Consider the following 26,760-nt stretch of genomic DNA (forward strand, 5'->3'; position numbering starts at 1 on the left):
CGCAGCGCCCATGTCACGCACGCACACAGTCCCGTCCCGTCTTTCAACCCTTGCCGCGGCGGCGGGGCTTGTGGCCGCCGCCGGCGCCGGAGCAGTGGCCTACGGCGCCTTGATCGAACGCAATTGGTTCGAGATCAGGGAAGAGTCGCTGGCCATTCTCCCGACCGGTGCGGCACCGTTTACCGTGCTGCACCTTTCCGACATCCACCTGTCCCCGGGGCAACGCAAGAAGACCATGTGGCTGCGGGAGCTGGCCTCGCTGCAACCGGATCTGGTGGTCAATACGGGAGACAACCTCAGCCACCCGAACGCCATTGCCCCGCTGCTTGACGCCTTGGGCCCGCTCATGGACTTCCCGGGCGTCTTCGTGCCTGGCTCCAACGACTACTTTGCGCCCAGCTTCAAGAATCCCTTCGCGTACTTTGCCGGGCCGTCCACGCTTCCAACCGGAGGCAGGCACCATCCGATTCCGTTGGACACGGAGGCCCTGCACACCGGCTTTGGGCTGGGCGGCTGGGTCAACCTGAGCAACCGTGCCCAATCGATCCCGCTCAAGGGCATCCGCTTTGATTTCAGCGGCGTTGACGACCCCCACCTCAACCGGGAGCGCTACGCCGGCTGGCCGCGCGGATCATCCACCCAGGACAGCGCCCCGCACGTCAAAATAGCTGTAGCCCATGCCCCCTACCAGCGGGTTCTTGACCACTTCACCGCCGACGGCGCCGACCTCATCCTGGCCGGCCACACCCACGGCGGCCAGGTCTGCCTGCCCGGCTACGGCGCCCTGGTCAGCAATTGCGATCTCCCCACGTGGCGCGCCCGCGGCCTCCATGACTGGGATGCCAAGGGGCGTTCGACGCCGGTCAACGTCTCGGCAGGCATCGGCACGGCACGCACTGCGCCCTTCCGCTTCGCCTGTCGTCCGGAAGCAGTAGTTTTGACCTTGACAGCCAAGCCATAGCCAGACCAGCCATGGGGCGCCTGTCACAAGAAGGCACTTGACAACACAAACGTGCGTACCGCCACAAGTTGCTGACAGAGAAGTTGGGGACGATTTTTCGATGAAGAAGCCCCTGGTGCTCATGGGAGCAACCATGGCAGTTCTGTTCGCCAATGCCTGCAGCACCACACCCGCCAGCACATCCGCCGTCGATGCTCCCACAACCACCACTCCGGTCATCGCAAACCCATCGCTCCCCTCCACCGCAGCTGAGTGCACGCCGGTGGCAGGCGGCATCCCGGCCACGGAGACGGACTTTGGCTGCCTTCACCTGGCCTCCGTCAGCGGCAGCGATGCCACCGGTGAATTGGTTTGGCTCGGAACCGAACCTTTTACGCTGGCAACAATGGTGCGTGAAGGAGCGCTGTCCTTCTCCTCCCGGACGCCTTGCAACATGCACATGAGCGCTGTCAAGGTCACGGACAAGCAGTTTGTCGACCCCAACATGGCCGTGACGTTGATGGCCTGCCAGAGCCCGCAAAGCGACTTCGAGGCCTGGGTAACCGCGTTCTTCTCAACGCCGCTGGACTACACCTTGAACAAGGATTACTTGGTTCTCAGCGGCGAAAACAGCACCGTCACGTTCAATCCCGCAGCGGCCTGATTTTCGCTGTATTTTCTCCGGCGCCACTTGCCGATTTCGCGTTCAAGGTCATCGTCAGCTAGTCTTTAGTGGTTGCTTTTCGAGATCTTCACGGGTCTTCGAAGGGTTGCGGATCGGGGTGTGGCGCAGCTTGGTAGCGCGCGTCGTTCGGGACGACGAGGCCGCAGGTTCAAATCCTGTCACCCCGACCATATGAAAGCAGCGGTATCCAATCGGATGTCGCTGCTTTTCTCATTCTCGGCAGCTCTTCTGTTGGGGTGGGGCGGAACGGCTACTTCACCGCAACTCCGGCGATTTGAGTGTGCACTGGCAGCCACCTGGGTCCTGCCTCGTACTCAACAAGCTCGACGGCGGTAAAACCTGCGCTCCCGACGACGGACGCCAGCTCGCGTTCGCAGGAACACCCTTCAAAGAAGTACGCCCAGGGCCGGCGCACCGCGTGCTGCAAGCGGCGCAGCCGGCTGCAGGGGGCCGCCGCCACGTGCTCCACAAACGCATACCGTCCGCCTGCCTGAAGAACCCGCAGAATCTCCGCCACCGCCCCGGACGGGTTCTGCACTGTGCACAGCACAAGGCTTGAAATCACCATCGGCACGGAGTCGTTCGGCATGTCCAGCGATTCGGCCATGGCGGTGTGCAGCTCCAGCTGAACACCGTGTTTTCGTGCGGCGGCTTCCAGCCGGGCATGCATGGCCGGATTCGGCTCAACGGCCAGCACCTTTGTCCCGGCCGCCATGTACCTGAAATTGGCGCCGATGCCCGGCCCGATCTCCAGCACGGTTTTAGGCAGGTCGGCAAAGACGCGTCGCTTGCGTTCGGCAAGCAACCGTTCCAAGGGTCCACCGACCATGGCAAGACCCAGGGCATTGGCGGGACCGCGCAGCACATTGCTGCGGTATTGCACCTCGCCCTCGCCACCGGCCATGCTGCTGATCCTATGCCCCGCCAGCCGGCAAGGAGCCGCAACGGCTAAGATAGGGCGCATGAGTGACACAATTCCTCCTTGCCCGGCCTGCGCTTGTGAATACAGCTACGAGCTGGGAGAGCTGCTGGTGTGTCCCGAATGCGCCCACGAATGGTCCCCTGGGCAGGAGGCCGCCGAGGTGGAGCAGGAAACCACTGTGAAGGACGCTGTGGGCAATGTCCTGGCCAATGGCGACACTGTCGGCATGGTGAAGACCATGAAGGTCAAGGGCAGCCCCCGGGACCTGAAGATCGGAACCAAGGTCCGCAACATCCGCTTGATCGACGCCGTCAACGGCCACGATATTGACGCCAAGGTGGACGGCTTTGGTCCCATGAAGCTCAAGTCCAGCGTCGTCAAAAAGGTTTGATCGGGTCTAAGCGACTTCTGATGGGAATGTTTGGGTGAGTTCTTGGTTTGAAGCGCTGCCGGCCTTCGCCGTGGCGTTGTTGATCTTGGCCCTGCCCGGTGCCGCCGTGCTCGCAGCCCTGCGCGTGCGCGGGCTGATGGCTTTTTGCCTTGCCCCGGCCGTTTCCGTTTCCGTGCTTGCCGTCAGTGCCGTGGTGGCGCCGTTGATCCACTTGCCCTGGAACATCCCCGTGGTGCTGTTGGGAACCGGCATCGCTGCAGCGGCAGCCTGGGCAGCCCGGCGTTTCATCCCCGGCCTCGGAGCCGCGATCCCTGCACCGGGGGAAAAGTCCCCGGCCGGCATTGGCGCTGCCGCCCTGGGCGTGGTGACGGCTTTGGCAATCACCACGACGTTGCTCGTCTTGGTTGCCGCTAACCCTGAACAGTTCACCCAGGGCTACGACTCGGTGTTTCACTTGAATGCCACCGCGTATGCAGTGCAAACCTCCAATGCTTCTTCCTTTGCCATCTCCGGTTTCATCCTGCCCACCATCAAATCCGCTTTTTATCCCGGTGCCTGGCATGGGCTGAGCAGTTTGTTGGTCATACTTACCGGCATCAGCATTCCGGCAGCGACAAACCTTATCTGGTTGGCAGTGGCCGGGGTGGTGTGGCCGCTGAGCTGCGTCTTCCTCACCCGCGTCCTGTTCGGCAACCGTCCGCTGCTGCTGGTGTGCGCAGCCGCCCTCGCAGCAGCCTTCCCGGCCTTCCCGTGGCTGTTGCTGCAGTACGGATCCGCCTACCCCAACTCACTCTCCAACGCCCTTGTCCCGGTGGGGATCGGCCTGGTGCTGCTGATTATCCGGCCCTCCGCGCACTCCGGGATGAAGCCGGCGTTGGCCTTGGCAATGGTGGTGGTGTTCCTGCCGGGAGCCGTCATGGCACAGCCCAACGCCGTGTTCAGCGTTCTTTTGGTTGTGACGCCCCTGCTTGTCTATCTGCTGCACGCGTGGCTGCGCACAGGGTTTCGGCGTTCCCGCCGCCATGGCTGGAACCGCGTGGGCCTGCTGGTCTTCATCCTGGCGGCCGTTGCCGGTGCTTTGTTGGCTTTGCCGCAAATCCGCAGCCTGTTCAACTACACCAGCCCGGCGATTCTTTCCTTTCCGCTGGCCCTGCTGCGCAATTTCACCCACGCCCCGGCACCTATCTGGTTTCCTGCACTTGCCCTGACGTTCCTTGTCCTGGTGGGAGTGCGGGCAGGATTCCGCCGGTCTGGGCTGCGGTGGTTGCCGGCCTCCCTTATTCTCCTGTCCTTCACCTACCCGCTGGCGGCCGGCACCGATTTCCCTCCGGCAAACATCGCCATGGCGCCCTGGTGGGACAACCCCGAACGCATTGCCGCGCTCATGCCGCTGCTGGCCGTGCCGCTGGCGGCGCTGGGCCTTGTGTGCCTCGTCGACTGGCTCCAAGCGCGCTTCCCGGCAACCTTCGCCCGCCCTGCCAGGTGGTCGGGCAAGGGAAAGCTGACAGCGGCAGCCGCTCTCGTCGTCGTGCTTGCCTTCAGCAACCCGGGGCTGTGGCAGATGAAGGGGCAGGTGGGCATCATGTACAACGTCCCGGCCAAGCCCGACGAACTCGCGCAGGTGGACGCGCAGGAGCTGGCGTTGATCCACCGGCTGCCCGACTACACCACCACCGAGGACGTCATCGCCAACAACCCGTACAACGGTTCGGCGCTTGCCATGGCCCTGGCGGACCGAACCATGCTGTTTCCCTATAGTTCGCAGTCGGATTTGACCCCCGATCTGCGCACGCTGCGTTTTTGGCTCAATCGGATCGGCAGCGACCAAGAGGTGTGCGCGGCGGCAAAACGGGAGGGCGTGACGTACCTGCTTGACTTTGGCACCGGTTACATCCCGGCGTTCGACAATCCACGTTCCCTGTACCCTGGAGTAACATTGGCGCCTGATTCGAATGCGTTCACGCTCGTTGCCAGCGAGGGCCATGCGCGCCTGTACAAGCTATCGCAGTGCGGCGGAGTTCGGGTTCCGTGACCATTTGAGCATGAAGGCAGGATGTCATATGACAATTTCTGTTATGTTTTGAGCAGGGGTAAATTCTTTCACCCCTTTAGAAATGAGCCGCCGGCTCATTGACAAACATGCAAGGAGCACAAGCGTGGGCAGCAGTTTTGGTGACCGACTAAAACAAGAGCGTTTGTCCCGGAGCTTGACCCAGGGAGAACTGGGCGGTGAATTCTATTCCGCCAGCTACATATCGCTGCTGGAAAATGCGCACCGGGAACCCACCACGGACATCATCCGGCAGCTGGCAAGCCAGCTCCAGCTGGCACCGTCCTCCGTCGCCGAATGGGCACACAGCGCCTCCCCCGAGGAAAGCGAATGCCTGCGCCTGTCCTTGTGTGCACGGCAAAGCTGGGACACCCGCGACTACCTTGGGGCAGCGGCCAACGCCAAGTCCGCCGCAGAGTTTGCCTCGGCCAGCAAGGATACAGTGACATGGTGGAACATGACGTTCCTGGCCGCCAATTCGCTGATGCGCCATGGGGACAACGGCGAAGCGGTTGCCGTTTTGAAGACGCTGCTGGATCACCCGCTGACCACTGACAACGATGCACTGGCACTGCGGGCCCAGCAGGTCATGGGAGCTGCCACACTGGCCCAGGGGTGCCTGCAACAAGCCATTTCGCACGCAACCCGGGCCGTGGAAATAGGGTCGGGGGACAGCCCCGAAGAATTCGGCGCCTACCTTCTGGCGCTGCAAACCCTTATCGGCGCCCTCACTGAAGCCGGGCACCTTGACGAAGCGTGGGAACACGCCCTGGTGCTGGCAGGTGCCGTTACCGACGAAACGTCTCCGCAGATGGCCGGGGAAATCCATTGGGTCATTGGCAATGTCGCGTTCATCCGCCACGACATTCGCACGGGCCTTGAACACCATGCACAGGCCAGCCGGTTGCTCTCCCCGGCCACAGACCTTTCCCGCTGGGCCCAGTTCAACAAGGCCACCGCGTGGGTCCGACTCATGGCGGGCGTGGTGGAACCTGCCACGCTGCAGGCCATCGAGCGCAGCGAACTGGCGCACTCCGTGGTGGGTGCGACTTTGGCCGAAACCTTGGAAGTGTCGATGCTGCGCGCCCGCTGGCACTACCTCAACGGCGAACTGACCGAGGCGCTGGACCTCCTTGCCAGCATTCAAGCACAAAAAGATGAGCTTGCTCCGCACATTGCCGGTGACAATGCCTTGCTGCTCGGCACGGCGTTGCAAGCCGCCGAGCACCCGGCTGAAGCGCTCGACGCCTATCAGCAGGCCCTCGACAGCTACATCCAGGCAGGTGCCACTGACAGGGTGGACGTGGCCAAGGAGCACTTGGCGGGCATCCAGACCAGCGACGCCTGACCTCGCTGTCTGGCCACGTTGCCGGACCCCACTTTTCGACCGCGTTGCCCGACCCCGCTGTCTGTTCCCGTCCCAATCAGACGAAGGTGGCGCCCGTCAACCGCTCAAAGGCTTCCACATAGCGGGCACGGGTGCGTTCCACGATCTCGGCCGGCAGTGCCGGCGGCGGAGTGTCGGAGGATTTGTCCCAGCCGGATTCCGGGCTGGCCAGCCAGTCCCGTACGAACTGCTTGTCAAAGCTGGGCTGTGCCTTGCCGGGTTCCCACAGCTGGGCGTCCCAAAAGCGCGAAGAGTCGGGAGTCAGAACTTCATCGCCCAGGGTGATGATGCCGGTAGTCGGATCCGTGCCAAACTCCACTTTCGTGTCAGCCAAAACTATGCCACGGTCCCGGGCAATTTCCTCGGCCCTGGAGTAAATCTCCAACGTCAGGTTGCGCAGTGCCGAAGCAGCCCCTGCGCCAACGGTTTCGACCATGGTTTCGTAGCTGATGTTCTCGTCGTGTTCGCCCACCTCAGCCTTCGCCGAAGGAGTGAAGATGGCTTCCTCCAAGCGTGAACCGTCGCTCAAGCCAGCTGGCAGCGGCAAGCTGCACACGGTTTGCGAGGCCCTGTACTCAAGCAAGCCGGTGCCGGTGAGGTAGCCGCGGGAGATGCATTCGATGGGGAACATCTCAAGCTTCTTGCACACCATGGCACGTCCTGCCACGTCGGCAGGCACCCCGTCTTCCACAGTGGTGGCCACCAGGTGGTTGGGCACGTGCAGCTGCTCAAACCACCACAAGCTCAGCCCTGTCAGGATGCGGCCCTTGTCGGGGATCTCGGTGGCAAGAACGTGGTCGAAGGCGCTGATGCGGTCGCTGGCAACCACCAGGACCACGTCGTCGCGGCCGCCAAAAGGCGTCTCGAGTGTTGGGCCCCCGACGGTCTTGTCAGGGCCCTCAGCCCCGGGCGCCCCGGAGCGAGCTTGCGAGCTCTGGGAGGGGCTGGGGATGTACAGATCCCGGACCTTGCCCGAGTAGATGTGCGTCCAGCCGGGCAGGGCGGGTGCTGCGGGGATTGCAGAATTCATGGGTGGGCTTGTCCTTATGCCTGTGCGGCGGTGTTCGCCACGGTGATTTCTCCACGTGCAGCCTTGGCCGCAATGTCCTTGCGGTACTGTCCGCCTTCAAGCGAAATTTGCTCTATGCCCGAGTAGGCCCGTTCGCGCGCTTCTTCCAGGTCAACACCCAGTCCCACCACAGCGAGCACGCGACCGCCTGCACTGACGGTGTTTCCCGCGGCGTCGGCGCCCGTGCCCGCGTGCAGCACGTGCACGCCGTCGAGCCTGTTCGCCTTCTTCAACCCTCGGATCCTGTCGCCTGTGCGCGGGGTCCCGGGGTAGTTTTCGCTGGCAAGCACGACGGCGACGGCGGTCTCGGGCGACCAGCGCAGGTCCTCGATTTCATCAAGCTGGCCCTTGGCAGCCGCCATGAGGACGCCGCCGAGGGGGGTCTTCAGGCGGGCCAGGACGGCTTGGGTTTCCGGGTCGCCAAAGCGGGCATTGAATTCAATGACGCGCGTGCCGCGGCTGGTCAGGGCCAGTCCGCAGTACAAAACGCCGGTAAAGGGGGTGCCTCGGTGTGCCATGGCGTCGATGGTCGGCTGGGCCACCCGGTCGATGACTTCCTGGACCAAGTCCGCGGGCGCCCACTCGAGCGGCGAGTACGCACCCATGCCGCCGGTGTTGGGGCCTTCGTCGCCGTCGAAAATGCGCTTGAAGTCCTGGGCGGGGGCAAGCGGGACCACGGTGCGGCCGTCGGCGAGCACAAAGAGGGACACCTCGGGACCGTCGAGGAACTCCTCGATGACCACGGTGCCGCCCACCGTAAAGCAGGATTCGGCATGGGCCAGGGCTTCGGCGCGGTCGTTGGTGACGACAACGCCCTTGCCGGCGGCCAGTCCGTCGTCCTTGACAACGTAGGGGGCGCCAAAGGCGTCCAAGGCGTCCGCCGCTTCCTTGCCGTTAACAGCAACCTTGGCCATGGCCGTGGGCACTTCGGCCTCCGCCATGACGGTCTTGGCAAACGCCTTCGAGGCTTCCAGCTGGGCGGCTTCCCTGCTGGGGCCAAAGACCGGGATGCCCGCGGCGCGCACGGCGTCGGCCACGCCGGCAGCCAACGGGGCCTCCGGTCCCACAACAACCAGGTCGCTTTCAAGCTTCAACGCCAACGCGGAAACGGCAGCCGGATCACTGGCGTTGACCTCGTGAGTGGGCACGATGGCCGCGATTCCGGCATTGCCGGGGGCCGCGTGCACCTCACTGACGTTGGGGTCGCTAAGCAACGAGCGGACAATGGCGTGTTCGCGGCCTCCTGGGCCAATCACTAGAACCTTCACCCCTCAAGGGTACTGGGCAACAGGCCGACGGCAGCATAACGACGATTGAAGGCAGCCACTTGCTGCCGAAATCCTCCCAGCAGGTGCCGTTTCGGTCCGAAAATAATCCATGCATGGATGCCTGAAAACGTCAATGGGCACCCCTCCCATCCGTGCAAACACGGGGAAACAGCACCCATTGTGTCGCTACACGCCCCTGTACAATTGCAGTCCGTTAATCCACTTGATAGCTTTATGCGGGGGTTGCCTGCCCTGAGTTGCGGCAATCTTCGGCGCCCATGGCGCCTGCGCAGTTCATCACTGCAGCACAGCGCCACTGCACTTTTCATCACTTCATAGGGGAACCATTACATGCAAGCATCCAAGCGCACCTTTGCCATGCGCGGAAGCGCGGCCTGCGCCGCAGCTGCGGTTTTGATTGGCGGCACTTTTGCCGCCGGCACCGCCTCCGCAGCACCCACGTCCGAGCCGATCGCCACCGCGAGCTCCACGGCCGCCGCGACTTCAAGCCCTACGCCGGCTGCCACCACAAACCCGGAGCCTGCTGCCACCGCGGCTGCCACGTCCACGGACGCTTCACTGCCTGCAGGCCTCGCCGCCGCAGTGGAACGCGACTTGGGGATGAGCGTTGAGGAATTCAACGCCCAGGGCGTCTTGGCCACCAAGGCCGCTGAAGTGCAGACCAAGCTCGCCAAGGCCGACCCTGCCGCCGTGGTCTTAGTTGACGGCGACACCATCAAGGTCAAGACGTCCGTAGCGGATGTTGCCAAGGCCGCGGCAGGAGACGCCAAGGTGGCGGTCTCCGACCCCACTGCCGCGCCGTCCTTCGCCAAGATCGATGCCGCAAGTGTCGACGCTTTGTTCGCCGACTACGTGGGCGAATTTGGTGCCACGGCGCTGCAGTCCATCATGGTCAATGGCAATGGCGAGTTCGTCATCCGCACCGGTGATGCAGCAACCACCAGCCCCATGGCGACGCAGCGATCATTCACACAGGCAGCCAAACCCTCCACTGACGACTTTGCCGCCAAGTACGGCAACGTGGTGGTTGAGCCTGCACAAGGACCGGCCGGTGCTTTGGCAGGCGACGTTGTCAACGGCCAGGGCTACATCGCGCTTGACCCCGCAACAGGCAAAGGTGAATTGTGCAGCATCGGCTGGAACGGTTTCAACAAAGAAGGCGACCCTGCCGTTATTTCGGCAGGTCACTGCTCGAATGACGGGTCACTGCCTGTGGCCGGACTGACCAATCCTCTCAAGGACACAGCAGTCACAGGCGGTCCCAGCACAGAAGCCGAAGGAACGGTGCTGTTGGGACTCCTCGGCTTTTCACAATTTGGCGGCCCCGGCAATTCACCGGCGATCGATCCTTTTTCGCAAAACCCTGGCAATATCGGCACGGACGTCTCCGTCATTGACGGCATCAATACGGAGCTGACCCAGCTGCCCAAGGTCACCGACTGGACCACCCCCGCCTCCCTGCAGGACTCGGGTCCCCAGGTGGCGGGCGTTTCCGATGCGATCCTTGGAACCTCCATCTGCAAGTCCGGCCGCACAACTGGCTGGTCCTGCGGCACAGTCTCTGAAGTTGGAGCCTTCCTTGTCGGTGGCAAAAACTATCCCAAGGACCCCAAAAATCCCAAGCCCGGCGAAGACCCGAAAGACGTTCGCGCCGTTCGAGGCTTTACTTCCACGGATCTCAATGCCGCCGAGGGTGATTCCGGCGGGTCCATCATTGCCGGCACACTTGCAGTAGGCATGATCAGCGCTGGCGGTGGCGGACTCACCTATGGCGTGTCACTCACTGACGCCTTGAAGCACACCGACGGCTACTCCGTCAAGATCTTCCTCAACGCCCCCAAGATCACCACAACCGGGCAGGTCTTCCGCTCGACCGACGTGAAGGGCACTGTTGCCGGCGCCCCCGCAGGCACCACAGTCTCCATCACGATTGACGGAACCACTACCGAAGCAACCGTTGGCGCCGACGGCACATGGACCGCGAAGGCACCCAACGCGTTCGGCACCTTTGCAGTCAAGGCCCAGGCCAAGAATGGCTTCAGCACCTCGGAAACCACCACAGGCTCGATTGAGGTCATCAAGCAGACCCTGGCCGTCCCGGCCATCACGGCACCTGCGCAGGACGGCACAGTAGCTGCCCCCGTCACTTCCATCACGGGCACCGGCAAGGCCGGCGCAACCATTGAGCTGACTGGCGATGTCGAAGGCTCAGTCGACGTCGCTAAGGACGGCACCTGGTCCTTCGAAGTGTCCACCGCCCTGGAAGTTGGCAACCACACCATCACGGCCAAGCAGACACTGAAGGACTGGAACGACTCCAAGACGGCCACCAACAAGTTCAACGTGGTTCCGGCAGCCCCGGCCATCACCTCGCCCTCCAACGGTCAGGAGTTCGCCTTCGACCAGGGCCCGTCTGTAGTCTCGGGCAGCAACATTGAAGGCGCGGCTGTCTCAGTGACAATCGACGGCAAGAAGCACGACGCCGCAGTTGATGGCGGCAAGTGGAGCGTAAAGCTGGATGCCAAGCTTGGCACCGGCGACTACACCGTCACTGCCGTGCAGACCGTCGGCGACGTTCAGTCACTGACGGCCTCCTCGGACTTCTCGGTGCTGGCCGCCCCGGCCCCGCCGGCAACCCAGGCGCCCACGCAGGAGCCCACACAGGCCCCGCCAACGGCACCGGCGCCCACAACGGCCCCATCCGACAACGACCTGGCCAACACCGGCGCATCCAGCTCACTGCTGGTGCTCGGCGCAGCTGGCGGCATCCTGCTCTTGGGTGGAGCCGCATTCCTGCTGTTCCGCCGCCGCAAGTCAACGAACTAACAGCGCCTGCACTAAGCTGTAGTTTCATCATCGCAACACCCTAAGGAGTGGGTCCCGTTCACCAGTGAATGGGGCCTACTTCTTTTCCACCGCAAGCTCTTTACCGCAAGAACGGGAGGCACCATGAACAACAAAGCCGTGGCAGCACTTGTCCTCGCCACCACCATGACAGGAGCCGTCGGCATGAGCGCATGCGCCCCCCAACAGGACCCCAGCGCACCGCCGTCGTCCGTTTCTTCCAGCACTTCCTCCAGCACTGCAGATGCCAACACTTTGCTCCAGCTCAACGACAGCCTGCGCGCAAAACTCGGCGAGGCCTACTCGGACTCCTGGATTGAAGATGACAAACTCCATGTTGCCGTCACCACCGAGGCGGCGGCGGCCGTCGTGACGGACGCGGGGGCCATCCCCAAAATTGTCACCATCGGCGCCGCCGCCCTGGAGACGGCCCTGCAGGCAGTTTCGGCCTGGCAGGCCAGCCTTCCGGACGCCCAAGGCGCCGCCATCCACAAGATCATTCCCGACGGGCGCACGGGCACCCTGACAATCTTTGTGGCCCCCGAGGAACTCGACGCCGTCGCCAAGGCCGCAGCCACGGACAAGCCGGCAGGGGCGGTGCCCCTTGTCATCAAGGCGTCCACCGGCCTGGCAACACCGTTGTAGTCGCTAAGATGACACCATGATTCATACTTTCAGGGCGCACGACGCCGTTGAGCTCGCCGTCCTGGAACGCAGCGGATTCGTCGAGTCCGTGCACATCGGATCCGCCGTCGTCGTGGCCGGCGACGGCTCGGTTGTCACCGAACTGGGCGATGTCACGGCCCCCATTTATCCGCGGTCGGCCACCAAGCCGTTCCAGGCGTTGGCCTCCATGCAGTCGGGCGTCCCGCTTCGAGGGGTCCAAGTGGCCATCGCCGCCGGCAGCCATCGCGGTTCCATCGAACACATGGACGTGGTGTCAGGCATGCTCAAAGCGGCGGGCTTGGAGGAAAAACACCTCGGCTGCCCGGCGGCTTGGCCCGGCGATTCCACGGCCCGCGCCTGGATGGTGCGCACCGAACGTGAGAAATCCAAGCTGGCCATGAACTGTTCAGGAAAGCACGCGGCCTTCCTGTGGGCGTGCGTGGAAAACGGCTGGGACCTCTCCGGCTATCTGGAGCCCAACCATCCCATGCAGCGGGCAGTGCGCACCGTGCTGGAGGAATACACGGGCGAAACAGTGCGACACACAGGCGTTGACGGCTGCGGTGCACCCGTCATGGCCGTCAGCCTGACCGGCCTGGCCAGGGCTTTTTCGACCCTGGCGAAGGCCCCGTCGGACAAGCACGCCAACGCCCGTGCAGCCACCGTTGCCACGTCAATGCTGGACTATCCTTGGGCCGTCGAGGGCCACGGTTTGCCCAACACGGTGGTCATGGAGGATCTTGGCATCCTGGCCAAAATGGGTGCCGAAGGCGTCCTTGCCATGTCCACCCCCACGGGTGCCAGCGTGGCCGTGAAGATCCTCGACGGCAACGGCCGCGCTGCCACGTTGGTGGGGCTGACCCTGCTGGCCGTGTCCGGCGCCGTGGACATTCCCGCCGTTGCGGGGGTGCTCGGAAAAGTGGTTCCCCCTGTCATGGGCGGCAACTCCCCCGCCGGCAGCCTGCGGCTCGGCCAGGCCGTCAGCTCCCTGCTGGACTAGCCGCCCACACCCGCCAGCCAGCCAGGAGACTCCCATGGTCGCCAGACGACGCATTGACATTGCCGAAGGCCACGCTGCCCTGGCAGCCTGGCGCTCCGGGGATCGCACCCGTCCGGTCACTGCCATGGCCGTGCGCTTCTCGCTGGAAGAGCTCGCCGCACGCGCCCCCGGGAACTCGGTGGAGGTGCGCGTCCCGCCCTTTGGTGTCACCCAGTGCGTGGCCGGCCCGCGGCACACCCGGGGCACCCCGCCCAATGTGGTGGAGTGCGACGCCGAAACCTGGCTCGCGCTGGTGACCGGCGGCACCAGCTGGTCCGACGCCGTCGACCGCGGTTTGGTGGCTGCCTCCGGTTTGCGTGCAGAGCTGTCCGCCGAACTCCCCTTTTAGCGAACCCGCCGCGTTCCCGGACTGGCTCCAAGGTTGGGCAGGTACCCTAGTGGCATGACTTCCCAGCCTGAAACCACCCCCGGAGAGCCCCGCCAACTGCAGGTGCGCCGGGCCCCAAAATACGTCCCGTTCCTGATTGCAGGCGCGTTGGCAGGAGTGGCCACGGCCGCTATTTTCACTTACATGCTCCCGCCCACCGAGGGATTTGAAGCTTCCAGCGTCTTTGGCTTGTTTACGGTCTTGCTGATGCTGCCGGGGGCCGGGCTCGGCGCCATCGTGGCACTGGTGCTGGACCATCGGGGAAGGCGCCGCAGCAAAACCCTGGTTGCAGAAGCGCTGCCCGACGACGATCGCAACGCTGCGGCCGAAACCGCTTAGCGTCCCATCGCACGATCGGGAGCATAACGCAGGTCACAATCGGTTAGCGCCGCTGCCATTACGTGAGACAATTTCAACGTGGCACGCGGAGACGGAAAACTATCCCATGATCTTTTACCCGGCGAAAAGGGACCTCAGGACGCTTGTGGCGTGCTGGGCATCTGGGCACCCGGTGAAGAGGTTGCAAAACTAACCTATTACGGGCTGTATTCGTTGCAGCACCGCGGACAGGAGTCCGCCGGCATCGCAACAAGCGACGGCACGCGGATCAGTGTGTACAAGGACATGGGCCTCGTATCCCAGGTTTTTGACGAACCCACGCTGAACACCCTGACCGGGCACATCGCCGTCGGCCACTGCCGGTACTCCACCACGGGCGCCAACAACTGGTCCAATGCCCAGCCCACCCTCGGCGCAACGGGCAACGGCGCCGTCGCGCTTGCGCACAACGGCAACCTCACCAACTCCGCTGAACTGCACGAGCTGGTCCTGGAGCGCTACGGCGTTCCCACCGCCGGCGAAATGGCCCAGGGCAACACCACCGACACCGCCCTTGTCACCACCCTGCTCAAGGGCGAAGAGGGCAAGACCCTGGAAGACACAGCCATGGAGCTGCTGCCCAAAATCCACGGGGCCTTCTCTTTCGTCTTCATGGACGAACACACCCTGTACGCGGCCCGCGACCCGCACGGCGTCCGCCCGCTGGTGCTGGGCCGGCTGGACAGCGGCTGGGTTGTTGCCTCCGAAGGTGCCGCCCTGAACACCATCGGTGCCAGCACGATTCGCGAAATCGAACCCGGCGAGTTCATCGCCATCGATGAAGACGGCGTCCGCTCCCAGCGCTTCGCCCCGGCCACCCCGGCCGGCTGCGTCTTCGAGTACGTATACTTGGCCCGCCCGGATGCCACCATCGCCGGCCGCTCCGTGTACGAGTCCCGCGTGGAAATGGGCCGCCAGCTGGCCCGCGAAAACCATGCCGACGCGGATCTTGTCATTCCAGTTCCGGAGTCCGGCACTCCGGCAGCCATCGGCTATGCCGAACAGTCCGGCATCCCCTTTGCCCACGGCTTTGTCAAGAACGCCTACGTTGGCCGCACATTCATCCAGCCCAGCGAGACCCTGCGCAAGTTGGGCATCAAGTTGAAGCTGAACGCCCTGGAGTCCGTGATTCGCGGCAAGCGCATCATTGTGGTCGACGACTCCATCGTCCGCGGCAACACGCAGCGTGCAGTGGTCCGCATGCTCAAGGAGGCCGGGGCCGCGGAAGTTCATGTGAAGATCTCCTCGCCACCCGTGCGCTGGCCATGTTTCTACGGGATCGACTTCGCCTCCCGCGCCGAACTGATAGCCAACGGCGCTGCCATAGAGGAGATTGGAACATCCATCGGCGCCGACTCGCTGGCGTACATTTCCGAAGACGGCATGATCGACGCTACCCTGCAGCCTCGCGAACGCCTCTGCACGGCCTGCTTCACCGGCACGTACCCCATCGAGCTCCCCACCGGCGACCGTTTGGGCAAGAACCTGCTAGAGCGCACCGCTGCCGGCAACGCCACACCCTCCACCGGTTGCGACCCGGGCCCCGACGCGGAAATGGAAAAGCTCCTGACCGACCAAGACCGCACCGCCCCCAACGGTTCTTGAAACTTTCCCACGAAAAGAGACGCCATGCCCAACGCCTCCCATGATTCCCCCGCACCGGCTATTACCTACGCCAGCGCCGGTGTTGACACCGAAGCAGGCGACCTCGCCGTTGAGCTGATGAAGGAAGCCGTCAAGGCCACGCACGGGGCGAACGTGGTGGGCGGTTTTGGCGGATTCGCCGGCCTGTACGACGTCTCCAAGCTGCTGACCTACAAAAAGCCGTACCTGGCAACCTCCACCGACGGTGTGGGCACCAAGGTGGCCATCGCCCAGGCCATGGACATCCACGACACCATTGGTTACGACCTGGTCGGCATGGTGGTTGACGACATTGTGGTGGTTGGCGCCGAGCCTTTGTTCATGACCGACTACATCGCCACCGGCAAAGTTGTCCCGCAGCGCGTGGCAGACATTGTCCGCGGCATCGCCGGCGCTTGCAAGGTGGCCGGCACCGCGTTGGTCGGTGGCGAGACCGCCGAGCACCCCGGCCTGCTGGCTCCCGACGAGTACGACGTCGCAGGTGCCTGCACGGGTGTCGTCGAGGCTGATTTGTTGCTGGGTCCCGAACGCGTGCGGGAAGGCGATGTCATCATCGCGATGGCGTCCTCGGGCCTGCACTCCAACGGCTACTCGCTGGTCCGCCGCGTCATCAACCATGCAGGATGGGCCCTTGACCGGCAGGTGTCGGAACTTGGCCGCACTTTGGGCGAGGAGCTGCTGGAACCCACCCGCGTCTACGCTGCGGATTGCCTGGACCTGACCCGCTATCTTCCTGTCACGCAGGAAAAAGCCGTGCACGGATTCAGCCACATCACCGGCGGTGGCTTGGCCGCCAATCTGGCACGCGTGCTGCCTCAGGGCCTCATCGGCACGGTCGACCGCTCCACGTGGAGCCTGCCGGCCATCTTCAACTTGGTCTCGCAGTTGGGCAACGTGCCGCTGGCTGATCTGGAGCGCACCTTGAACCTTGGTGTTGGCATGGTGGCGGTGGTCTCTGCTGACGCCGCTGACGCCGCAGTTGATCGCCTGAACGCCCGCGGCTTGCCGTCATGGGTCATGGGCACTGTCACCAGGGAGTCCGCGGATTCCGACAAAACCGGCGCTGACTACACCCAAGGCGCCAAGGGCGTTGACGGCGGCGCAGTCCGCCTGGTGGGCAACTACGCTTCCTAATTTTCACGTTCGACGGCGGCCCCCACCTTCCGGGTGGGGGCCGCCGCTGTCTGAGCTGACAGATGCCGCAGTTTGACGGAAATGCCAGGGTTTGTTCCATGGCATTTCCGTCAAACTGCGGCATTTTAGCCTAGACGGGCGTGGGAGCCGGCGGCTGGGCCCCTCGGGGAGGGCGTGGTGGGCCCACACCGGCGAGGGCTGGGCCCACGCGCCCGAGGGGCCCCAAGGGCGGCTCGCCCGCGAGCCAACCTTGGGGAGGGCGTGGGGAACAACAAAATCCCCACACGCCGCGACAGCTTTTTGGCTGTGCGTCATGCAGGGTTTGTTGCGTTTGGTGTCTAATCGTCCCTAGCCAATGCGGCGGGTGTCCACGTCGTCGTCGTCCTCAAACTGATCCGCATACTTGTCTTCATATGCCGAATAGTCCGGCTCTGCAGGAATCTCACTGTGATGGCTCGGGGCTCGCCGAGTAGTCGCACCGAGCTCTTTTTGCAGAGCTGAATAATCAGTGTTCGGGGAGTAGTACTTAATGTCCCGAGCCTGCTTGGTTGCTTTCGCCTTTTGACGGCCGCGCCCCATGGCGTGACCCCCTTTTTACACTTGGACCGGAGGTGGTCGCTCGGGCTAAGAGCGAGGCTCCGGAATATTCGGTCAGTTTGTCGTACTCCTAGATTACATTAGTTCTGCCCCGGTCGCGTCCCACCATGGGGTGTTCTGCCCATAGCCAAACACAAATATTCAGCCTCTCCCTGCGCTTTATTCGGTAGAGTCACGTATGAGCAGAGCATTTATTCCATGAGGCGGCGTGTTTCCAGCATCCACAGAGTGGCTGTCAGCACATCGTTGTCCTCACCACAGGAACAAGTTTTTGCGCCAGGCAAGGCGCAGCACGGAAGGTAAGCCCCCATGAACGAGAGCAGCAAGGCCAACGAGCAGGCCGACAACGAAAGCGCTCAATCAGTGTCCGGTGAGCCGTCCGCGAACAATCCGGATCCCTCCGTCGCAGGCGTGGACTACGAGTTTGCCGAGCCGGAACTCGGTGCTGCGGCAATCAGTGACGATGTAGCCGAGCGCGTTGATCTTGAAGCAGCTGAGGCCGAGGCTGCCCGTGTTGGACAAGAGGCCAAGCTGGCCGCTCAGGGCCTCTCCACTCCCATGGGCCACGAAATTCCCGCCCCGGACTTCAAGAGCCCCGACTTCCAGGCACCTGCAATTCCCGCACCGGCGGTTGCCGAACCCGAGTCTGCAGCATCGACCGGGTCTGAGTCGGACCCTGATTCTTCGGCCGAGGATAATGTTGACTGGGATTCAGCCTCGACAGTTCTGCGCACGGACTTCTCGAAGCCTCCGATCGCCAGCAACCCATGGTCGAAGCAAGCTGGGCAGGGGCATCAAAACGAGCCGGCAACCTCGCCCGAGCAGGCCAACCCCGTGCAGGCCAACCCCGTGCAGCAGGCGGCTCCCGTGCGGCAAAGCGAACCAGAACCCACGCCCGGAGGCCCAGTGGAAACGCCGGAACAGCCCGCAACACCCGTTGCGCCGCTGCCGCAGGAAGCCCAGCCGCAGTTCCCTGCCCAGCCGCAGTTCCCTGCCCAGCCGCCCGCGATGCCTGCGCCGCAGTCCGCATCGCCCGCAGCAGCTGACTCAACCGACCCGGCAGAGACCACCGGTCCGTCCGGGACTGAAGCTGGCACGGCTGCAGCCGCTGGCGCAGGCGCCGCAGCAGCACACAATGCCCCCGCACCGCATATTGGCGCAGGCATTGACGACGGTCATGGTTGGCGCCGCCCGGAAACCCCTTGGCAGCAATCCGGCACTCCGTGGCAACCCAAAGCCAATGCCTGGCAGTCCCCATCGCAACTTGCCCGCGGCGAAGAAGAAGCTGCCGCCCGTTCAGCCGCCGCTGCAAGCGGCTCTGCAGCTGGCGGCCCCCCGGATGCGGGTGCGCCGTCGGAATTCGGATCTCCGCAGGACCAACAGGCACCTGCAGCCGGGCAGCCTCCCTACGGAGCGCAGCCCCAGCCGGGGCCACAGCCCTACGGTGGAATGCCGCAAGCAGGAGCGCCCGGAGTTCCCCCTGTTCCGGGATACCCCGGCGGACCGCAAGGCCCCGGCGGACCGCAAGGCCCCGGCTACGGCGGCCCCGGCGGACCGCAAGGCCCCGGCGGACCGCAAGGCCCCGGCTCATCCTCCGGCAGCAACAAGAAGAAGCTTTTCATTGTGCTCGGCGTCGTTGTGGTCGGGTTGGGGCTGATCGCCCTGTTTGTGTGGCTGCTGGTCAGCTTGTTCTCTTCCGGCATTGCGAAGGTGGCGTCCCCAGTATCGGTGGAAACCTCACAGCTCGCGGACCCGCAGAGCACGCCTGCCAGTCCCGGTGTTGATGCAGCGGACCCCGATGCAGACGTCATCTTGCCCGCCGTGTCGCCGTTGAAGTGGCTTGAAGGGGACTGTCTGCGCGATTTCAAGGACGTTTCCACTGACGCCGACGTCGTGTTTTGCAACAGCCCGCACAACGCCGAATTGGTCGGCGTCTACTACTACGGCGAGGACGAGAAATTCCCCGGAGCCGAAGCGCTCAAAGCCCGGGCCGTCAAGGTTTGCGACAGCGTGGAATTCACTTCCGATGCCTCCGGCATCAAGACATTGAAGCAATCCACGGCTTACCCCTCCGAAGCAAGCTGGAATACCAATGACGACCGTCGGGTTGATTGCATGGTGTCGGACACCCGAGACGGAAACCTCTTGGAATCATCAATCATCAAGTAGCAAAAACCCGGGTGCTCGAGGTTGCCGGTGGGTGAGCTTGTCCAGATCTTGGTCTCGGCAAGCCAACCACCGGCGATGGGTTCGAGGCGCCGGTGCGGCTACTTGCGGCTGACGGTCAAGCCCGATCCGCTGGCTGCATCCAGGTCCAGCTCGTCAAAGTCCTCCGCCGTGTCCACCACGACGGTGTCGCCATCGACAATGGCACCGGCCAGGATCTCCCTTGCCAGCCGGTCGCCGATCTGCCGCTGCACCAGCCTGCGCAACGGACGTGCACCGTATGCCGGGTCGTAACCGGTCATCGCCAGCCACGCCTTTGCGGCATCGCTCACCTCAAGGCTCAGCCGGCGCTCGTACAGGCGGGCGGCCAGCGCCTGCACCTGCAGTTCAACAATCCGCGAGAGCTCTTCGATGCTGAGCGCGTCAAACATGACGATCTCATCGAGGCGGTTGAGGAATTCAGGCTTGAAGGACGACTCCACGACGGCCATGACCGCCTTGTGCTTGTCTTCGTCGGCCAGGTTTGGGTTGACCAGGAACTGTGAGCCCAGGTTGGAAGTCAGCACCACGATGACGTTTCGGAAGTCCACCGTGCGGCCCTGCCCGTCCGTGAGCCGGCCGTCGTCGAACACCTGCAACAGGACGTCAAAGACTTCCGGGTGGGCTTTCTCCACCTCGTCCAGCAGCACCACCGAATACGGACGACGGCGCACGGCCTCGGTCAGCTGCCCACCCTCGTCGTAACCGACATATCCGGGAGGGGCGCCCACCAGCCGGGATACGGAGTGCTTCTCCGAGTACTCGCTCATGTCGATGCGGATCATGGCCCGCTCGTCGTCGAAAAGAAAATCGGCAAGCGCCTTCGCCAGCTCCGTCTTGCCCACGCCGGTGGGGCCCAGGAACAGGAACGAGCCGGTGGGGCGGTTCGGGTCGCTGATGCCGGCACGGGCGCGGCGGACGGCGTCGGACACGGCAGTCACGGCCTTGCTCTGGCCGATCAACCGGGAACCGATCACCTGCTCCATCTGCAGCAGCTTCGCACTTTCACCCTGCAGCATGCGCCCGGCAGGAATACCGGTCCAAGCTGAAATAACCTCCGCGATGTCATCGGCCGTGACCTCTTCGGCAACCATTAGATCAAGCTTGTCGGCAGATTCTTCTTCTGCGGCGGCAGCGTCGAGTTCACGCTGGACGGCGGGCATCTCACCATAGAGAACTCGGGACGCCCGTTCCAAGTCGCCGTCGCGCTGGGCCTTGTCCGCCACCGAGCGCAACTCATCGAGCTTGGCCTTGAGGTCGCCCACGCGGTTCAGGCCCGCCTTTTCAGCTTCCCAGCGCGCGTTCAACCCTGCGAGTTCCTCCTTCTTGTCGGCCATGTCGGCGCGCAAGGCATCGAGCCTTTCAATCGAGGCGGCATCCGTCTCGCCGCTGAGCGCAAGTTCCTCCATGGTCAGCCGGTCCACCGAGCGGCGCAGCTGGTCGATCTCTTCCGGGGCGGAGTCAATTTCCATGCGCAGTCGGGATGCCGCCTCGTCCATCAGGTCGATGGCCTTGTCGGGCAGCTGTCGACCGCTGATATAGCGGTTTGACAGCGTGGCCGCTGCGACCAGGGCAGAGTCGGCGATGGCCACCTTGTGATGCGCCTCGTAGCGTTCCTTCAGGCCGCGCAAAATGCCGATGGTGTCGTCAACGCTGGGCTCGCCCACATAAACCTGCTGGAAGCGGCGCTCCAGCGCCGGGTCCTTTTCAATGTTCTCGCGGTACTCATCGAGGGTGGTGGCACCGATCAGGCGCAGTTCGCCGCGGGCCAGCATGGGCTTGAGCATGTTGCCGGCATCCATGGAACCCTCGGAAGCGCCGGCGCCGACCACAGTGTGAATTTCGTCGATGAACGTGACTATTTGTCCGTCGGAGGCCTTGATTTCCTCCAGCACCGCCTTGAGCCGCTCCTCAAACTCGCCGCGGTACTTTGCACCGGCCACCATGGCCGAGAGGTCAAGGCTGATCAAGGACTTTCCGCGCAGCGATTCAGGCACGTCGCCGGCCACCATGCGCTGGGCAAGGCCTTCAACAACAGCCGTCTTCCCGACCCCGGGATCACCAATGAGCACAGGGTTGTTCTTCGTCCGACGGCTCAAAACCTGCACCACCCGGCGAATTTCCGCGTCTCGGCCAATCACGGGGTCAAGCTTGCCCGAACGTGCCACGGCCGTCATGTCCACGCCGAACTTCTCCAGCGCCTGGAACGTGTTTTCCGGATCCGGGTTGCTGACCTTGCCGTCGCCGCGCACGGAAGGCAGCGCGGCATCAAGCGCAGCCTTCGTGGCACCAGCCGTGCGCAGGGCACCCCCTGTAGCTCCGGCGTCGTCCGCCAACCCCAGCAGCAGGTGTTCGGTGGAGACGTAGCTGTCCCCCATGCGCTCGGCCAGCTGCTGGGCTGCCGCCACCACCACCAGGGTGTTGCGGCTGAGCTGGGCTTGCGCCACGGAGGTCCCGGACGACGACGGGAGGTTGCGAATGGCGGTGCTGGCGCCGACACTGACCTCGTCGGGGTCGACGCCAGCAGCCTTCAGGAGCGCGACGGCCACGCCCTGGCGCTGGTCCATGAGTGCCTTGAGCAGGTGGGCCGGCTCCACCGTGGGGTTGCCGGCGGTCGAGGCGTTCATGGCGGCGGCGGAAAGAGCCTCCTGGCTCTTTGTGGTGAATTTGGCGTCCAAGAGGGGTCCTTTCGGTCGAGCAGCGTGCGCTGCTTGGTCACTTCTATAAAGTTGAGTCTACTACGCTCAAGTTTACTTTGGGAGGGTTTATTCCCGCGATTCCATCGCTGGCAAAAATTCCCCTTGACCTTGACGCAACGTCAACCCCTACGCTGAAGTTTATGGACCTTTCAATCCAAGAAGTCGCCACCCTGACGGGCACCACCAGCCGCACCCTGCGTCACTACGACGCGATCGGACTCCTGCCGCCCACCCGGATTGCCGGCAACGGCTACCGCCACTACGACCACGCGGCCCTGGTGCGGCTGCAACGCATTTTATTGCTGCGGGAACTGGGGCTGGGCCTGCCTGCCATTGCCGAAGTTCTGACGCATCAGAGTACCCCGGCACGGGCATTGCTAAGCCACGTCAGCTTGCTGCGGGCGGAACAGGAACGGCTCGGGCGGCAGATAGCAGCCGTCGAAAGGACCATTGAAACCGTTTCAAAAGGAGAGGAAACCATGACTGGGAACATGTTCGACGGCTTTGACCACACGCAGTACCGGGAGGAGGTGGAAGATCGTTGGGGCAAGGAAGCCTACGCCGACAGCGATGCCTATTGGCGCGGGAAGGACTCCGCAGGGAAGTCGCTGTGGAAAGAAAACGTTGCAACCTTGAACGGTGCATGGATTGCAGCATGCGCCAGTGGCGCAGCCCCTGATTCTGCAGCGGCGCAGGGCTTGGCCAGGCGCCACGTTCAGTGGCTGGCATCCATCCCGGGAACACCTGCGGCCAAGCCCGACGGGGATGTTCGCGGCTACGTGCTGGGTGTGGCAGAAATGTATGTGGCCGATGCCCGGTTCGCCGCAAATTACGGCGGGGCGAAAGGCGCCGGCTTTGTCCGCGACGCGCTGGCCATCCATGTGGAACGGGAACTTTAGGCGGGGCCGGCGCCAGCTCCGGCCAAGGCAGGCGACCTTCGAGCTGACCCGCTCAGCCGGGCTTGCGCGCAGTCCAAATCATGTTCGTGCCCAGGAGTTTGGCCTTGACGTGGACGTCGGTGAAACCGGCCCGCTCAAAACGGCGCCTCAGCGCTTCGGGCCCCATGAAGCCGAGGGTGGACTCGACGAGGTACTTGTAGGCGCCCCGATCCCGTCCGATGAGCGTCCCGAGCGTCGGCACCACCACCCGCATGCCCAGCCGCACCAACGGGCCCAGAAGGCCGGAAGGCGGAGATGTCTCAATCGCTGCGACGACGCCGCCGGGCTTGAGGACGCGGAACTGTTCGGCAAGGACCTGGTCCAAGTCGCTGACGTTGCGCAGCAGGTAGCCGTGCGTGACGGCGTCGAAGGCGCCGTCGTCGAAGGGCAGCTCGTGGGCGTCGGCGAATTGCCAGTCAATGCCCGCATTGCCCTCGATGCTGCGGGCCATCGCGAGCATGGCCGCGGAGAAGTCCGCCCCGATGATGGCGCTCTCCGGGCTCTGTTCGCGGACGGCCCTGGCGATGACACCGGTCCCCGTGGCCAGGTCCAGAAAGTTATCGCCTCCGCCGGAGGTGGCACATTGCGCCAACTCCCGGCACCAGCGCTTGTGGGAGCCCAATGTCATGAGACGGTTCATCAAGTCATAGCGCCGGGCGATGCCGTTGAAAGTGGCCTGGACAGTAGAGTCTTCGTTTCGCATTGCGCCGGCCTTCACTTGGTTTGCTGGACTGAAACGAGTCTATGCGGGCCGCACCGCCGGGACCCTATCCGCCGAGCAGCCGGCTCCCCGGCCACACCGGCCTAAACTGGGGCCATGATCTTCATCGATCCGCCCTATTGGCCGGCGCACGGCACGGTGTTCTCGCACCTGATTTCGGACACCTCCGTCTCCGAGCTCCACGACTTTGCCGCAGCCAACGGCATCTCCAAACGAGCATTCGACCTTGACCACTACGACGTCCCGCAACGACTCTACAAAAAACTGGTCGCGGCGGGGGCAGCGCCGCTCTCCGGCAAGGAGCTGGCCCGCACCCTGATCACCTCAGGCCTGCGAATCAGGGCCAAGTACCGCATCAAGTCCGTGGGATCGGTTCTGGAAATGCGCTGGAATGCGCTCATGCCCCACCACGTCGAGCTGGGAACGGAGCTGCTGGCCTGCTGGAACGAACCGCACCGGCACTACCATTCCGCCACCCACCTGCTGGCAGTGTTGGAGGCCCTGGATCAGCTTGCCCACCGCAACGTGCCACGGCCCGTGGCGCTGGCCGCATGGTTTCACGACGCCGTGTACCGCGGCACCGCCACTGACGAGGAAGACTCGGCAGTCTTGGCACAGTTGAGTCTTGAAGGCGTAGTTTCGCCGGGTGAAGCCGCCGAGATCGCCCGTCTTGTCCGCCTGACCGCCACGCATTCCCCTGCCACGGCAGACGAGGCCGGGCACCTCCTGTGCGACGCCGACCTAGCTGTGCTGGGTGGACCGCCCGACGCATACTTCCGCTACGTTTCGGGCGTCCGCCAGGACTATGCCCACGTGTCGGCGAACGATTTCGCCAAGGGAAGGGCCGTCGTCGTGCGCCGATTGTTGGCACTGGAGCCACTGTTTCACACACAGAGGGGCCGCGAATTGTGGGCCAGCCAGGCGCGGTTGAATCTCACTCAAGAATTGGTACAACTGAACCAAAACAACGAAAGCAGGCTTTCCCCGTGACTGACTTCATTTCCCTGCCCGGCATGCCGTCCATGGCCATTGCAGAGTTCGCATTCCCCGGGCCGCTGCGCGATCAACTGGTGGCGGCGATCCTCGACGGGTCCAAGACGTCCACCACCACCACACTCATTGAATATGAGATTGAGCAGGAGGAGCTGCCCGTCATTGGCCAAAGGGAGGTGGTAGTTGATTCGGACGGCAAAGGGGTTGCCGTCATTGAAACCACGGAGGTTCGCCATGCCCGGCTGGCGGACGTCGACCTGCAGCACGTCATCGACGAAGGAGAGGGCGACACCACCGTGGCACAGTGGCGGGAGGGACATGAACACTTTTGGCACTCCGCCGAGATGCGCAATGCCATGGGCGACCCTGACTTCACGGTGGATGACGACACCGTGCTGGTGCTGCAACGTTTCAAGCTGGTCTCCCGGCTTTCCTGAGCCGGGTGGGTAGCAGAATCCTCCCATCTGCGCAGACGGATACTGTGGTGGCATGGCTTCAAAACCCGCTCCCCGCGCACCCCGCCTCTCCCCCGTCACACTCAAGGGCCTCGAACCCAACGAAGACCGATTCTTCAGTTCCGGGGACAGCCACGACGGCCAGCTCTTTGACGGAACGGACTTCGCCGGCGCAGACCTCACCTCCACGGACTTTCTGGAATGCGAGTTGCACCGCGCCACGTTCCACAACGCCCAAATGCGTGGCGTGCGGTTCCGTGACGTCATCCTCGCCGACAGTTTCGCCCCGGTACTGAAGGCGTCGCGGAGCAGCTGGCGGGATGTTCAAATCACTGCACCGCGGTGGGGATCGGCGGAGCTGTACGACAGTGCTTGGACCAATGTGCGCATTGATGGCGGAAAACTGGATTTTTTGAACCTGCGCTCCGCAAAAATCACCGACCTGCAAATCAGCGACTGCATCATTGACGAACTGGATCTGGGCGGCGCCACGGTCACCCGGTTGTCCCTGAAGAACTGCCGGATCGGAACCCTTGACCTCCTGCAGGCAACGTTGCAGGACTTTGACATCCGCAGCACTGATTTCCGCACTCTCAACGGCGTGGGATCAATGGCCGGGACCGTCATGGACGACTACCAGCTCAGCCTCTTGGCCCCGACCCTGGCAGCACATTTGGGCATCACCCTGGCTTAGAGCCCGTCGCCGGGAACGCCCCCATCGTCCCGTCGGGCGCCTCGCCGTCAGCGCACCGCTCAGCCGGCGAGCGAGACGCCAACACTGGCCAGCACGCCGAACACCGTGCCCCAAATGATGATGGAAATGACCTGCCAGAGGATAACGGCGTTCTTCTGGGCACCGAAGGAAACCATGGCGGCGGAGGTGATCTGGCTGGGCAGGATGGTCTGGCCCATCAAGCTGACCCCGGCCACGCCGTATTTGTCGAACGCGGCGCGCAGCTTTTGCCGGCGGGGGGTCGATTCCTTGGGCGCCTTCCCCGCAGCAATCTTGGCCCGCACCCCGTGCGCACTGAGCACCACTATCAGCATGGAGACAATGTTCCCCGCCACGGCCGCGGCAATGGCCACCGCCGGGTTCAGCCCGCCCAGCACGCCCACCACGGAACCAAAGTAGGACTCCACAAACGGAATGGCTCCCACCAGCAGCACCCCGACCCACTGCAGCATGGGGGAAGGGAAGCCGTGAACGCCTGCATTGATTCAATCATCGTGACTACTTTCATGGTGCGGAAACGTTGTTGATTCAATTCTGTCGCCGCCGTCCGGGTGGCTGTAGTGCGTTGCTGTCACCCTTCCACCAGCGCTTTT

Annotated in this window: 24 protein-coding genes and 1 tRNA gene; 18 read left to right on the forward strand and 7 right to left on the reverse strand. The window is 63.7% G+C overall.

Annotated elements, in window-relative coordinates:
- Positions 1 to 10 precede the first annotated feature (10 nt).
- From QMG25_RS01135 to QMG25_RS01145, 3 genes are all read left to right on the forward strand, one after another.
- Positions 11 to 961: a metallophosphoesterase gene (locus tag QMG25_RS01135; protein WP_283456441.1), complete on the forward strand. Its 951-nt coding sequence runs from the start codon at positions 11 to 13 to the stop codon at positions 959 to 961.
- A 100-nt stretch (positions 962 to 1,061) separates the two neighbouring features.
- Positions 1,062 to 1,604 (forward strand): META domain-containing protein, encoded by a 543-nt coding sequence (locus QMG25_RS01140; RefSeq protein WP_283456443.1) that lies wholly within the window; start codon positions 1,062 to 1,064, stop codon positions 1,602 to 1,604.
- Positions 1,605 to 1,718: 114 nt separating this feature from the next.
- Positions 1,719 to 1,795, forward strand: a tRNA-Pro gene (locus QMG25_RS01145).
- A gap of 80 nt (positions 1,796 to 1,875) precedes the next feature.
- Here QMG25_RS01145 and QMG25_RS01150 read toward each other — a convergent pair.
- Complete coding sequence (locus QMG25_RS01150) at positions 1,876 to 2,529, reverse strand: class I SAM-dependent methyltransferase (RefSeq protein WP_283456445.1); 654 nt, start codon at positions 2,527 to 2,529, stop codon at positions 1,876 to 1,878.
- A 58-nt stretch (positions 2,530 to 2,587) separates the two neighbouring features.
- Here QMG25_RS01150 and QMG25_RS01155 point away from each other — a divergent pair, with 58 nt between their 5' ends.
- The 3 genes from QMG25_RS01155 to QMG25_RS01165 all read left to right on the forward strand — a co-directional run bounded on the left by QMG25_RS01155 (position 2,588) and on the right by QMG25_RS01165 (position 6,336).
- A complete protein-coding gene (locus QMG25_RS01155; protein WP_283456446.1) occupies positions 2,588 to 2,938 on the forward strand; it encodes a zinc ribbon domain-containing protein YjdM in 351 nt (116 codons plus the stop codon).
- A 34-nt stretch (positions 2,939 to 2,972) separates the two neighbouring features.
- On the forward strand, positions 2,973 to 4,970 hold the full coding sequence (locus QMG25_RS01160) for a DUF6541 family protein (RefSeq protein ID WP_283456449.1): 1,998 nt from the start codon (positions 2,973 to 2,975) through the stop codon (positions 4,968 to 4,970).
- Between the two features lie 124 nt (positions 4,971 to 5,094).
- Positions 5,095 to 6,336: a helix-turn-helix domain-containing protein gene (locus tag QMG25_RS01165; protein WP_283456451.1), complete on the forward strand. Its 1,242-nt coding sequence runs from the start codon at positions 5,095 to 5,097 to the stop codon at positions 6,334 to 6,336.
- Positions 6,337 to 6,412: 76 nt separating this feature from the next.
- Here the strand turns inward: QMG25_RS01165 and QMG25_RS01170 are convergent, their stop codons facing one another.
- Both QMG25_RS01170 and purD read right to left on the reverse strand, forming a co-directional pair.
- A complete protein-coding gene (locus tag QMG25_RS01170) occupies positions 6,413 to 7,405 on the reverse strand; it encodes a phosphoribosylaminoimidazolesuccinocarboxamide synthase (protein WP_283456453.1) in 993 nt (330 codons plus the stop codon).
- Positions 7,406 to 7,419: 14 nt separating this feature from the next.
- The gene (gene purD, locus QMG25_RS01175; RefSeq protein WP_283456455.1) at positions 7,420 to 8,712 is read right to left on the reverse strand and encodes a phosphoribosylamine--glycine ligase; all 1,293 of its coding nucleotides are present in this window, start codon (positions 8,710 to 8,712) and stop codon (positions 7,420 to 7,422) included.
- A 351-nt stretch (positions 8,713 to 9,063) separates the two neighbouring features.
- Between purD and QMG25_RS01180 the strand changes: the two genes are divergently transcribed.
- The 7 genes from QMG25_RS01180 to purM all read left to right on the forward strand — a co-directional run bounded on the left by QMG25_RS01180 (position 9,064) and on the right by purM (position 16,826).
- Complete coding sequence (locus tag QMG25_RS01180; RefSeq protein WP_283456460.1) at positions 9,064 to 11,559, forward strand: LPXTG cell wall anchor domain-containing protein; 2,496 nt, start codon at positions 9,064 to 9,066, stop codon at positions 11,557 to 11,559.
- A gap of 123 nt (positions 11,560 to 11,682) precedes the next feature.
- On the forward strand, positions 11,683 to 12,222 hold the full coding sequence (locus QMG25_RS01185) for a hypothetical protein (protein ID WP_283456461.1): 540 nt from the start codon (positions 11,683 to 11,685) through the stop codon (positions 12,220 to 12,222).
- Positions 12,223 to 12,238: 16 nt separating this feature from the next.
- Complete coding sequence (locus QMG25_RS01190) at positions 12,239 to 13,243, forward strand: asparaginase (protein WP_283456463.1); 1,005 nt, start codon at positions 12,239 to 12,241, stop codon at positions 13,241 to 13,243.
- Between the two features lie 34 nt (positions 13,244 to 13,277).
- Entirely contained in the window at positions 13,278 to 13,631 is a 354-nt protein-coding gene (locus QMG25_RS01195) for a sterol carrier family protein (protein WP_283456465.1), read from the forward strand.
- 54 nt (positions 13,632 to 13,685) lie between these two features.
- The gene (locus QMG25_RS01200; protein WP_283456467.1) at positions 13,686 to 14,009 is read left to right on the forward strand and encodes a hypothetical protein; all 324 of its coding nucleotides are present in this window, start codon (positions 13,686 to 13,688) and stop codon (positions 14,007 to 14,009) included.
- A gap of 78 nt (positions 14,010 to 14,087) precedes the next feature.
- On the forward strand, positions 14,088 to 15,653 hold the full coding sequence (gene purF / locus QMG25_RS01205; RefSeq protein WP_283456469.1) for an amidophosphoribosyltransferase: 1,566 nt from the start codon (positions 14,088 to 14,090) through the stop codon (positions 15,651 to 15,653).
- 24 nt (positions 15,654 to 15,677) lie between these two features.
- On the forward strand, positions 15,678 to 16,826 hold the full coding sequence (gene purM / locus QMG25_RS01210) for a phosphoribosylformylglycinamidine cyclo-ligase (RefSeq protein WP_283456471.1): 1,149 nt from the start codon (positions 15,678 to 15,680) through the stop codon (positions 16,824 to 16,826).
- 348 nt (positions 16,827 to 17,174) lie between these two features.
- Here purM and QMG25_RS01215 read toward each other — a convergent pair whose 3' ends face one another.
- The gene (locus QMG25_RS01215; RefSeq protein WP_283456473.1) at positions 17,175 to 17,405 is read right to left on the reverse strand and encodes a DUF3073 domain-containing protein; all 231 of its coding nucleotides are present in this window, start codon (positions 17,403 to 17,405) and stop codon (positions 17,175 to 17,177) included.
- Positions 17,406 to 17,732: 327 nt separating this feature from the next.
- Here QMG25_RS01215 and QMG25_RS01220 point away from each other — a divergent pair, with 327 nt between their 5' ends.
- On the forward strand, positions 17,733 to 19,592 hold the full coding sequence (locus QMG25_RS01220; protein ID WP_283456475.1) for a hypothetical protein: 1,860 nt from the start codon (positions 17,733 to 17,735) through the stop codon (positions 19,590 to 19,592).
- A 98-nt stretch (positions 19,593 to 19,690) separates the two neighbouring features.
- On the opposite strand, the gene clpB is transcribed toward QMG25_RS01220, so the two are convergent.
- On the reverse strand, positions 19,691 to 22,306 hold the full coding sequence (gene clpB, locus QMG25_RS01225; RefSeq protein WP_283456477.1) for an ATP-dependent chaperone ClpB: 2,616 nt from the start codon (positions 22,304 to 22,306) through the stop codon (positions 19,691 to 19,693).
- A 161-nt stretch (positions 22,307 to 22,467) separates the two neighbouring features.
- Between clpB and QMG25_RS01230 the strand changes: the two genes are divergently transcribed.
- Positions 22,468 to 23,226 carry a MerR family transcriptional regulator gene (locus tag QMG25_RS01230; protein ID WP_283456479.1) on the forward strand — a complete coding sequence of 253 codons (759 nt, stop codon included), beginning with the start codon at positions 22,468 to 22,470 and terminating at the stop codon, positions 23,224 to 23,226.
- A gap of 52 nt (positions 23,227 to 23,278) precedes the next feature.
- Here QMG25_RS01230 and QMG25_RS01235 read toward each other — a convergent pair whose 3' ends face one another.
- Positions 23,279 to 23,968 (reverse strand): ubiquinone/menaquinone biosynthesis methyltransferase, encoded by a 690-nt coding sequence (locus QMG25_RS01235; protein WP_283456481.1) that lies wholly within the window; start codon positions 23,966 to 23,968, stop codon positions 23,279 to 23,281.
- A 114-nt stretch (positions 23,969 to 24,082) separates the two neighbouring features.
- Between QMG25_RS01235 and QMG25_RS01240 the strand changes: the two genes are divergently transcribed.
- Genes QMG25_RS01240 through QMG25_RS01250 form a run of 3 tightly spaced genes read left to right on the forward strand, consistent with a single transcriptional unit; the run spans position 24,083 to position 26,128 of the window.
- Positions 24,083 to 24,976: a DUF4031 domain-containing protein gene (locus tag QMG25_RS01240; RefSeq protein ID WP_283456482.1), complete on the forward strand. Its 894-nt coding sequence runs from the start codon at positions 24,083 to 24,085 to the stop codon at positions 24,974 to 24,976.
- Positions 24,973 to 25,416, forward strand: a complete 444-nt coding sequence (locus tag QMG25_RS01245) for an ASCH domain-containing protein (protein WP_283456484.1) — start codon at positions 24,973 to 24,975, stop codon at positions 25,414 to 25,416. Before QMG25_RS01240 ends, QMG25_RS01245 begins: the two co-directional genes overlap by 4 nt.
- A gap of 52 nt (positions 25,417 to 25,468) precedes the next feature.
- The gene (locus QMG25_RS01250; protein WP_283456486.1) at positions 25,469 to 26,128 is read left to right on the forward strand and encodes a pentapeptide repeat-containing protein; all 660 of its coding nucleotides are present in this window, start codon (positions 25,469 to 25,471) and stop codon (positions 26,126 to 26,128) included.
- A gap of 59 nt (positions 26,129 to 26,187) precedes the next feature.
- On the opposite strand, the gene QMG25_RS01255 is transcribed toward QMG25_RS01250, so the two are convergent.
- The gene (locus QMG25_RS01255) at positions 26,188 to 26,619 is read right to left on the reverse strand and encodes a hypothetical protein (RefSeq protein WP_349307098.1); all 432 of its coding nucleotides are present in this window, start codon (positions 26,617 to 26,619) and stop codon (positions 26,188 to 26,190) included.
- Positions 26,620 to 26,760 lie beyond the last annotated feature (141 nt).

It is taken from the genome of Arthrobacter sp. H35-D1 (assembly GCF_030063185.1).
Lineage (GTDB): Bacteria > Actinomycetota > Actinomycetes > Actinomycetales > Micrococcaceae > Specibacter.